The organism is Variovorax sp. 10N432, assembly GCF_056394465.1.
Genome location: NZ_JBFTHX010000081.1, coordinates 1 through 9,819, shown reverse-complemented (window position 1 = coordinate 9,819; position 9,819 = coordinate 1). Strand labels below are relative to the sequence as shown.

The following is a 9,819-nucleotide window of genomic DNA, read 5'->3' as shown; positions in this document are numbered from 1 at the left end:
ATCTGTACGTGGCCCACCACAACGCCAACCCCAAACCCTTCATCTGGACCAAGAGCGCGACCGACATCTTGGCCAAGGTCACGCGCGCCAAGGCGGCGCTGGCACGGAGCACAAGATAAGTACATATTTACGTGGCGCACTGCACTAGTCGCGATGGTTGGCTCGAACATCGGTGCAGGTCAGCCGCGGCGCGCGGTGCGTATCGCCACGATAGGTGCTGCACTTGCATTCGTCCTGTCGGAAGCCATTGGCTTGACCGCCGCCGCTTGGCCTAACGCATGGATGAATCTGTTCAGCGCCGACGAGGCCACGCTGGAGGCCGGCTCGGCATTCCTTCGCAACGTTGGACCTTTCCTGGGCTTCTTCGGCGCTGGTTTCACCCTCTATTTCGCTGCGCAGGGCGCAGGCCGCATGAAGTGGCCATTGGTAGCCGGTGCGGCACGCTTGCTCGTCGCCGGGGGCGGAGGCTGGGCGCTTCTCCACTCGGGCGGCTCACTCAACTCGCTGTTCATAGCCAGCGCCACGGGCATGGTGGTCTACGGACTCGTCAGCGTCTGTGCAATCGCATTTCGCGGCGGGTACTTCATGAATGAAACTCCAGTGACTACGAGTGCCATCCTGTCGAAGTAGGAATGCCACTCACACAGCACTCCCTCCACAGGTCCGGACGTGCGGGACCAACGCGTACGACTCCTGGGTCGTAACGATCAGACGCCGGTTCGGAGGGACGTGCAGAGGTGCAGATACTCGGTAAGCGCGGTGATCCCGTCTTGAGTTGCGGGCTTATGTCCATGACGATAGAGTCCACCAAGGGTTGAACTGACCCCCGGAAGTTGGACGGCTGTTGAACTGATCTATCTGATCTCTTGTTGCCTGCGGAATGCAATCGGACTCATGCCAAGCTTCAGCTTTATTCGCTCTTCGTTGTAGTAGCGAATGTAGGCATCGATGCCGTGCTTGAGTTCCTCGATACTTTCAAACTTGTTGATGTGAAAGAGCTCTGACTTTAACGTGCCGAAGAAGCTTTCCATAGCCGCATTGTCTAGGCAGTTCCCCTTTCGAGACATGCTCTGCAGAACTGAACGTCGATCCAGCTGCTCGCGATATGTAGGCATTCGATACTGCCAACCCTGATCCGAGTGCAGCACTGGACGCTCGTTGGGCTCCAGAGGGGCAAAGGCAGTGCTCAGCATGCTCCGGAACATTCGTGGCGTGGGCGACTCGCTTTTCTCGTAAGAGACGATCTCGCCGTTGTACAAGTCCATGATCGGAGATAGGTACAGCTTCTTCGTCCCCACCTTGAACTCGGTCATGTCCGTGACCCACTTCTGGTTCATGCGCTCAGCCCGGAAGTTGCGACGGATGAGGTCAGGGGCTAGCACCGATCCCGTTCCAGAGAATCTGCGGAAGCTCTTGACTCGCACTCTCGAACGGAGTTGTAGTTCGCCCATCAGGCGCTGCACCGTTTTGTGATTCACCGTGCGCCCTTGGAGGCGCAATGCTTGCGTCACGCGACGATAGCCGTACCACCCCCTATGCCGATCGAAGATCTCGCGAATGGCATCTCGCAAGCGCAGATGCTTGTCCTCGCGGCTCAGAGCCTTGCGCTGGTAGTAGAAGGTACTTCGCGCCAGGCCTGCGATCTTAGGCAGCCCAGCCAGGGGAAACTGAGGCCTCAGCTCGAGCACGATCCGCGTCCGTTCTTCGACGGTGATGGCGACTTGCTGCGAACCAAGGCCCTCGCTTTTTTTAGGTAGGCGACCTCCATACGGAGATGCCGAAGTTCTTCCAACAAGTCATCTCTGGTACGCGCACTGTCGTCGCGTGGCTCGCTCGAAGCATCATCGGCGTCGGCGTTCCGCTGTCTTCGTGGTCCTGGCCGCATCGGAGTTAGCCCTTCAAGTCCGTCCTTCGCTGAGAACGAACACGACAGGAGAGATCACGCGAAGTGGCCGATGCCCCGCGGCAGGAACTTGCCGGGCAACGGCTGAGGGTGCCGGTTGGCTCGGCCGCGGCCAAGGCGATCTACAGCCTGAAACGCTGGCACGCGCTCACGCGCTACATCGACGACGGTGATCTGCCGGCGGACAACAATTGGGTGGAACGCCAGATCCGACCGATTGCCATCGGAAGATCCAATTCTCATGACCGTTTGCCAATCAAAGATGCAAGTATGTTCTGCGTCGCCCTGCAGCGTCTCAAAGGCACGAAACGCTGGCAGTGACCAGGGTGCAGAGCAGTGTGTCTCGACGGTCGCTCAAACTCTCATTCGAGGATTGGTTACCCATGGCACTGGCTGCAGCGGCACAACGTCGTCCGGCGCCACAGCCAAGCGGCCTGCAAGCGAAATGACATCAGCCGAGCCGTTGCACGGCACGCTGAGTGCGCGTGGCCAGCCACTGCCGCCCGCAGTTTCTGGCTCTGCTCCCAGATGGAGTGACGCATCCGCATTTCAAGTTCGAGCTTGACCACGCTAAGTTTAGGTCGCAGGCGTCTGGCACTGGCAAGTCGCGGCAATATGAAATTGCCGCTTCTCGTCTACCCACAGCAGCCGTGTCGGAGTGCACTCATCTGCTGATCACACCCCGCCCCGGCGTCCAGCGCGTTGACGCGCTGCGAGCCGCCGGGGCGCAAGTCCACAGTCGTCTCTCCAACCGCCCATGCCATCTCGCGCGGTGTCGGTCATCGAAAGTGCCACACTGTTCAACTGCGCGCCAGCGGAAACTTAGCTTGCCGCTTCAGCAGCTGTGAGAAGAAGGGTATAGAGCTTGGTGTTCAACATTGCGGCGACTTGATTGATCTCTGCATTTCTGAACTGCCCGAATGTCGATGAAGGCAGGTCGTACTCGACGCGAACCACGCCCGGCGACAGCGCATATACCAAGACGGTAAGCGGAGCGTAAAGTGCGACTCCCATATTCATCCGCTCCATCTTGATCGCAATCAGAGGATTGCCAATATGATACCGAATAGACTTACGAACCGGCAACTCAATCAGCGGAAATAAGGCCCCATGGTCGAGGCCTTCGCCAAAAAGCACCAACCCATATTGCCCCTGCGCCTCCTTGAGGCGTTCGAGGGAGTCTTTCAAATTCGATGCCGCAATCGCAACGTCATTCGAATCAAAACGACCCAATAATCCTGTCAAATTTTGATTAAATACGTCGAACTCGATGTGAAAATCAATGATTTGATGTTCCACCTCAATCGATTGCGAGTGCATTGCAAGAATGCCCCTTCCAACGGCTGGCGGACCCTCGGACAACGCACCTCCAAACACTGGAACATTTTCCACACCGGTTGATTTAATAGACATGTGTATTCCTTTTCATCTTGAAAATATCTTGACTAGTCACGAGCCTTCGAGAGTGACATGAGCCTCTCTTGCCCTCTCGTCCTGACCTCAGTTTCCTCGATTAAATCGAGCTCGGTCCGGGAATCTGACCGACAACTGCCGAAACTCGAGTTGCAATATCAAGGACGGCCTGATCACCGCCCAATGGACCGTCGATCTCCATCCCGATCGGCAGGCCGGCGGAGGATAGTCCGATGGGAAGGCTCATCCCCGGTAGCCCGGCGCAGCTCGAAGGAAAGACATTCTTGGCCAGAAGCAAGCGGTCTACTACTTGGCCAGCAATGACGAAAGGCACTCGCTCATCAATGAGTGGAGCAACTGTGGGGGTCGTTGGAAAAAGCAATGCATCGATCCGATCTGCACTGTATGCCCTTGCATACTGCCGTTGGAGATTTGCACGGTGAATACCTAAGGACGTGCGATACATCTCTTTAGAGATGAAATTAGGGCCATCTGCGACGACACTGTCTCTCCAGAAAACCTTGACATTCTCGCCGAGCCCGTCGTAGATTTCACTAAACGACACGGGAAATTTTTGTTCGCGAAGATACTCGGTGACATGGGGCATCGTTTCCGCAAAAAATATCGGCCAATTGGCTTGATACGCCAGGGTTGCAAATTCTTCGCCGAGATCGATCTCAATAATTTCTGCGCCGGCGTCGCGAAGTCTGTCAATGGTTTTAAGAAAGCATGCTTCAACCTCAGGATCGACAAGGTCCAAATGTTGCTTGGGAGCGAATCCAAGTCGAACTCCTTTCAGGTCTTGAATCGGGGCTTTGCTGTCTGGTGCACGACCGGTAGCGATCGCGTCCAGCAATGCACAGTCTGCTGTCGACCGGGCCATCGGACCGGGGGTATCAAGCGTGTGCGAGATGGGAGCAATGCCCTGGCCCGGCCAACGGCCTGTGGACGGCCGGAACCCTACAACCCCGCAAAGGGAGGAGGGAACGCGGATGGAGCCCACTGTGTCGCCACCGAGCGCAGCTGGGACAATCCTGGCGGCGACGGAAGCTCCGGCACCGCTTGACGACCCGCCCGTGACACGAGTGAGGTCATACGGATTTTTAACCTGCCCATAGTGCGCATTGAGGCCGGTGAGTCCGTACGACATCTCCACGAGATTGTTCTTTCCAAAAAGAATCGCGCCGGCGTCTCGCATCAACTTAACAACCGCAGCGTCCTCGGAGGGCCTATTGCTCCCCAGAATTTTGGTGCCGATCGACGTTGGCATGTCACGAGTATTCATACTGTCTTTGATCGCGATGGGCACGCCGTGGAGCGGGCCCAGTTGCTCTCCCGCAGCTTGCTTAAGGTCAGCCCGCTTCGCAGCCTCCAGGATGAGATCGTCATCGAGCGTAATGAAGGCACGCAGGTCGGCAAGATCATGTGCGCGCTCCAGGAGAGCAGTGGCATAGTCCGTCGAAGAAATCTGTCTCGAGCGGATCGCGGCTGCCGCGGCAGTGATCGAAAGTTCGTGTAGAGATGAAGAGGTTGAGTTAGCGAGGGTTTGCATATCGAAAATTCCTACATTGAGCTGTCAGCTTAGTTTGGACGGCCGGCCTTTGCTCGACGCAAATTGCCAGATCAATGGTCTTTGCCTGCCAAGCTGGCCCGGCAGACATAGCGAGGCGTGCTTGCGATTGCAACCGCGTCAAGGCGGCCTCTGAATTGCGGCACCGCGCAGGGCTCAAATGAGACGAAACCAAGACCTGCGCGCCGGGCAGGCGTCGAACTCGATGCGGCCGAAGGTGCATCTCCGCTTATTGGTGCCACTCAACTCACTGGATCTGCTGACTGGCGCGGAAGGAATGGATGATCGGCACTTCCCTTAACCGCGTGCCTTGGACAAATCAACTCGCTACACGCCATTGAGTGAGCGCGTCAACAGCCCTTCGTCGGACTATTGCGAAGTAGCCACAGCGAAAATCGTCGCCAAGTCACCGCTGCGCGGCTCCACTGCGTCCTCTGTATGAGTAGGCATAAACCCGAACTCGCCGTACGGCCCCAGCCCTTGTCAAGGCTGATGCCGTACGGCGAGTGTTCGGGTTGCAGCTTAAAGCCCAATCAGCGATCGAGAAAGCTGTTGACCTCCGAGGCGAACTGGTCGTGGTATTGGAAGATAGCGCCGTGGTTCGAGTCTGGATACATGACCAGCTTGGCGTTCTTCAAGATCCGGAACATCTCGTACGACCCAGGGCTAGGTAGCATCATGTCCTTGCTTCCAGTAGCGATCAATACTGGCTGAGTGATCGCGTTTAGCGTTTTATTAGAGTCGTCCGGCGTCGTAGACCACACAATTATCGCCTTAGCATGCGCGTTAGCAACTTCAGGACTGGATTCTGGATCACGATCTTGTTGCCGAGCGCTCGAGCGCTTCAGGAACGCTTGACCGGCCTCGATGCCGCTCTTGCTGTTCGTAAAAAACAAGACCATCCGCGGATCGGGGTAGATCGTTTGTGATTTGGCCTCGCCAAGCACTTTCATGAGGTTGTTGCCACCGCCTCTATGTACCGTGTGGGCCAAGACCACCTTGCCCACCAATTCGGGGAAGCGAGCCGCAAAGTCTTGAGCGACCATGCCTCCGAGCGAATATCCCAGAATATCTACTTTCTTGAATCCGAGCGCGCGAACGAACGCCACCGCGTCGGTGGTCATCTGCTCAACGCTGTCGGATACTCTCCCGCCTGAGCCACCCACACCGGCGTTGTCGAAGACGATGACTTGACGCTGGCTGGCCAGCGCATTGACTAGAGCTGGGTCCCAGTAATCCATCGTGCCCGTGAAGTGCTGCAGCATGATCAGCGGCGTGCCCGAACTTGTCCCGAGCGTCCTGTAGGCAAATCGGATCCCGCTGGCCTCGACGAACTTGGTCGGAGCTGTTTCAAGTGTTGCGGGGATAGTCGCGGACGAGGGTTGAATCACGAACGCGGAAGCGGCAAAGACGAGGGCGTGTAAGAGGTTTTTCATGGTTGGGTTGGGTACGGTGTCGAGAAATCAGGCGACGAGAGTTCGCCTAGTCGCTCCAGTATGGGACTTGCTGTGTTCAGAGTCATTACCAGGTGGCCCCGAACACAGCCAGCGTTGAGGGCCAGTCCGATGTTGGAGCGGATCACGCATTTCCTCAATGTCATGTATGCAATGATCTAGGACACTCGTGACTGTGCCGCTCATCAAGACAAGCAAGGGAGGCAGAAAAACGATACATTCAATGTTTCAAGTCATCACCTGTCACTTATGCACACGATTGGATTGGTCGTATATCCGAACTTTCAAGCAATCAGCTTGGCTGTCGGGACCGTGTTCGAGTATGCGAACTTGGCTCAAGGGAGCAATCCCTACAAGTTCACGATCGTTTCGGAGCACGGTGGTGCAGTGCAGTGTTCGCAAGCGTTTTCGGTGAGCACCATGTCGTTGCATGACCAAGCGTATGACACTCTCATGGTCACCGGTGACAATGAGTGCGCTCTCCCGGCTGAAGGCCTTTTGGATTACGTTGCCAGCGCACCGAATAGTTGCAGGCGGGTCACCTCCGTGTGCACCGGAGCCTTTGTGCTTGCTGAAGCGGGTCTACTCGACAACAAGTTCGCTACGACACATTGGTACCACGCCCATGCTTTTCGAAAGCGATACCCGAAAGTCAAGCTTGAGGAGGACAGAATATTCGTGGTCGATGGACAGATCTGGACTTCAGCCGGAATGAGTGCTGGGGTGGACTTGGCGCTTGCAATCGTCGAATCTGATCTCGGCGTCGAAGTGGCGCGCTCCGTCGCGAGGAAGCTTGTCCTCTACCAGCGGCGGGGAGGTGGTCAGTCGCAATTCTCGGCAATGTTGGAGCTGGACCCCAAGTCCGATCGCGTGCAAATGGCTCTCAAGTTTGCACAGGAGAACTTGGCTGCGGAGTTATCCGTTGAGTCGCTTGCCGACGCCGCCCGACTTAGTCCGAGACAGTTCAGTCGAGTATTTCGAGAGGAAACCGGGCAGACGCCAGCCAAGGCCATCGAGCGCCTCCGTGTGGAAGCTGCGCGTCTTATGATCGAAACCAGTCGTCACCCAATTGAAGTGATTGCCCGGGAGGCGGGGTTCGGCGATAGAGAGCGGATGCGTCAAGCCTTTTTGCGGGCATTTGGCCAACCGCCTCAGATCATCAAAAGAGCGTCGGCGATGGCACAGTCTTTGCAGTAGGCGGGTATCGTTGGGCGCCGCACGGCGAAACCATCTCGCTGGAGCTTCACCGCGCGCGATGCCCGCATCAGCGCCACGTACTGTAGCGTTCGGCCCATCACGCCCGCCGAGAACGAATCAACAGTTCAGGAAGAACAGTAGTATGGGCAGGCAGACGAGGCCAAGCATCGTCATGTATCTCTGCGCGCAGTAGTAGTCGGCCTGCTGTGCCACCGGAATCCAGTACAGACCGCCGCATCCGCCGACGATCACGCACTCCTCCACCGGTTCGACCTTAAGCGCAGTGGGGATCATTGGCGCGAGCCTCAGTCGACCTTGATGTCGTACTTGCGCACGACTGCCGCCCACTTACTGCGTTCCCGATTCGTCAGGTCAACGACGTCCTGCGGCGAGCTGCTGCCGAGCTCCATTGCCATGGCGCTGAACCGCGCCTTGATGGCCGCATCGTCGATGGCCTTGACGACCTCCTTGTTCAGCCTGGCCACCACCTCAGCAGGCGTGTTCGCGGGTGCCACCAGTGCGAACCAGACTGCAGCATCGACCCCGAGCAGCCCTTCTTCCGCCAAGGTCGGCACGTCGGGAAGCGCTGCGACGCGCCGGGAGCCCACGATGCCGATCGGACGGAGCTTTCCTGCCTTGATCTGCGGCATCGAGTTCAGCACGATGTCGCAGGTCATCTGCGTGTCGCCGGCAAGCACGCTCGCAAGGGCGGGCGCGGTGCCGTTGTAGGGCACGTGCAGCATGTCCACGTTGGCCATCGATGCGAAGAGCGCACAGGCCAGGTGCAGCGGATTGCCGTTGCCGTTGGAGGCATAGGCAAAGCTGCCTTCGCGGCTGCGGATGTAGGGGATCAGGTCCTTCAATCGGGTCGCCGGCGTGGCGTTTCCGACCACCATCACCAGCGGTGCCGACGCGACCAGGGACACGGGGGCGAAGTCGCGATCCGGGTCGTAGGCGAGCTTGCTGTAGACCAGCGGATTCACGGCCAGGCTCGCGGACGAAGCCATGAACAGCGTATAGCCATCCGCCGGCGCCTTGGCGACCATCGATGCGGCCACGATGGTGTTGCCGCCCGGCTTGTTCTCGACGATGAACGGCTGCCCCGTCGATTTGCCTAGCCGCTCCGCGAGGCCCCGCGCCAGCTGGTCGACTGGCCCGCCGGCGGTATACGGCACGACGATCTTGACGGGCCGCGAAGGATAGCCTTGTGCGGACGCGATCGGCGAGCCCAGTGCCAGCACGCTCGCGGCTGCGATCCAGGCCAGCGTCTTCAGGCAACTGCTCGTCATGGCGTGCCGACCTTGAGCAGGACCGCGTGGAGCCGCTCGTCGAGGATCGCCGCGATCCGGTCGATCTCTGGTTGGCCGAACTGGCCGAACTGCGTGGACGGCTTGTCGTACTCGAACGTCGAGCCGCCTTCCGCGTTTTCATAGAGAACCACCCGCAGCGGCGCATAAAGGCCGGCCGCAAGGTCGACGCTYGTCATCTGCACGGCGTACAGCACATTGCCGATCAGGTACGCGGTCGCTTTCCKGCGTTTGCCTTTCAGCGCCAGCCAGTCTCCGTGCGGGCCGACGTAATGGATGGCGAGCCCGTCTTCGCCCGCCGCCTTCTGCAGGGCGACGCGCACGGCTTCGATTTCGTTCTTCTTCAACAGGTCCCGGATCGAGTCGTCGAGCCGGCCCAGCCTGGATTCGAGCGCGGTCTTGACCTCGGCATAGGGTTTCGGCGTGTTGATCCTCACGTGGTCCAAGGCAAGGACGGAGGTCGTCACCGAGATGTCTGTCAATTGGGAAGGGTTGGTCATGGAAACTCCTGCTACTGTGGTTCGAGCTTGACGAGCTTGGCGATGCGGCGGAACTTCTCGACTTCCTGCTGGTAGAAGGCAGCAGACTGGTCGAGCGTCATGGGTTCGACGGGCAGCGCGGCCGAGTCGCGAAGAAAGCGCTGGAATTCGTCGCCCTTCACGATCTCCGCCAAGTCCTTGCTGAGGCGGGCCGCCGCCGCGGGAGGCGCCGAGGCCGGGATGAAGACGGCCGCCCATGCGCTGTACACGAAGTTCTTGAGGTACTTGCCCTCGCTCAACGTGGGCACCTGCGCCAGGAAGGGGTTGCGCTTGGTGTTCGCCACGCCGATCGCCTTGATCTTGCCCGTGCGAACCAGCTCCAGCACGTTGGGCGCCAGCGGCACGAAGGCCATGTCGATCTCCCGGCTGAGCAGCGCCTGGACGACCGGCGCCGCGCCCTTGTAGGGCACGTCCATCAGTCGCGCACCCGTGGCGG

9 protein-coding genes and 2 pseudogenes are annotated in these 9,819 nt (G+C 58.6%); 3 read left to right on the top strand and 8 right to left on the bottom strand.

What is annotated here, in order from left to right; genetic code table 11:
- Positions 1-123 precede the first annotated feature (123 nt).
- The gene (locus AC1DF3_RS36070; protein WP_478142686.1) at positions 124-630 is read left to right on the top strand and encodes an MATE family efflux transporter; all 507 of its coding nucleotides are present in this window, start codon (positions 124-126) and stop codon (positions 628-630) included.
- Positions 631-854: 224 nt separating this feature from the next.
- Here AC1DF3_RS36070 and AC1DF3_RS36065 read toward each other — a convergent pair.
- Positions 855-1,903 (bottom strand): annotated as a pseudogene (locus tag AC1DF3_RS36065) (IS3 family transposase); the annotation flags it as partial.
- Positions 1,904-1,927: 24 nt separating this feature from the next.
- On the opposite strand from AC1DF3_RS36065, the pseudogene AC1DF3_RS36060 reads away from it, so the two are divergent.
- Positions 1,928-2,140 (top strand): annotated as a pseudogene (locus tag AC1DF3_RS36060) (IS66 family transposase); the annotation flags it as partial.
- A gap of 585 nt (positions 2,141-2,725) precedes the next feature.
- On the opposite strand, the gene AC1DF3_RS36055 reads toward AC1DF3_RS36060, so the two are convergent.
- The 3 genes from AC1DF3_RS36055 to AC1DF3_RS36045 all read right to left on the bottom strand — a co-directional run bounded on the left by AC1DF3_RS36055 (position 2,726) and on the right by AC1DF3_RS36045 (position 6,322).
- Positions 2,726-3,316, bottom strand: a complete 591-nt coding sequence (locus tag AC1DF3_RS36055) for a DUF302 domain-containing protein (RefSeq protein ID WP_478142685.1) — start codon at positions 3,314-3,316, stop codon at positions 2,726-2,728.
- Positions 3,317-3,416: 100 nt separating this feature from the next.
- Positions 3,417-4,868, bottom strand: a complete 1,452-nt coding sequence (locus AC1DF3_RS36050) for an amidase family protein (protein WP_478142684.1) — start codon at positions 4,866-4,868, stop codon at positions 3,417-3,419.
- Positions 4,869-5,419: 551 nt separating this feature from the next.
- Positions 5,420-6,322: an alpha/beta fold hydrolase gene (locus AC1DF3_RS36045; RefSeq protein WP_478142683.1), complete on the bottom strand. Its 903-nt coding sequence runs from the start codon at positions 6,320-6,322 to the stop codon at positions 5,420-5,422.
- Positions 6,323-6,589: 267 nt separating this feature from the next.
- On the opposite strand from AC1DF3_RS36045, the gene AC1DF3_RS36040 reads away from it, so the two are divergent.
- Entirely contained in the window at positions 6,590-7,537 is a 948-nt protein-coding gene (locus tag AC1DF3_RS36040) for a GlxA family transcriptional regulator (protein ID WP_478142682.1), read from the top strand.
- A 117-nt stretch (positions 7,538-7,654) separates the two neighbouring features.
- Here the strand turns inward: AC1DF3_RS36040 and AC1DF3_RS36035 are convergent, their stop codons facing one another.
- The 4 genes from AC1DF3_RS36035 to AC1DF3_RS36020 all read right to left on the bottom strand — a co-directional run.
- Positions 7,655-7,831, bottom strand: a complete 177-nt coding sequence (locus AC1DF3_RS36035; protein WP_478142681.1) for a hypothetical protein — start codon at positions 7,829-7,831, stop codon at positions 7,655-7,657.
- 11 nt (positions 7,832-7,842) lie between these two features.
- Positions 7,843-8,826, bottom strand: a complete 984-nt coding sequence (locus tag AC1DF3_RS36030; RefSeq protein ID WP_478142680.1) for a Bug family tripartite tricarboxylate transporter substrate binding protein — start codon at positions 8,824-8,826, stop codon at positions 7,843-7,845.
- Positions 8,823-9,344 carry a DUF302 domain-containing protein gene (locus AC1DF3_RS36025; RefSeq protein ID WP_478142679.1) on the bottom strand — a complete coding sequence of 174 codons (522 nt, stop codon included), beginning with the start codon at positions 9,342-9,344 and terminating at the stop codon, positions 8,823-8,825. The genes AC1DF3_RS36030 and AC1DF3_RS36025 overlap by 4 nt, the downstream gene beginning before the upstream one ends.
- An 11-nt stretch (positions 9,345-9,355) precedes the next feature.
- Positions 9,356-9,819: tripartite tricarboxylate transporter substrate-binding protein (locus tag AC1DF3_RS36020; protein WP_478142678.1), on the bottom strand; the 464-nt coding region annotated here is incomplete at its 5' end.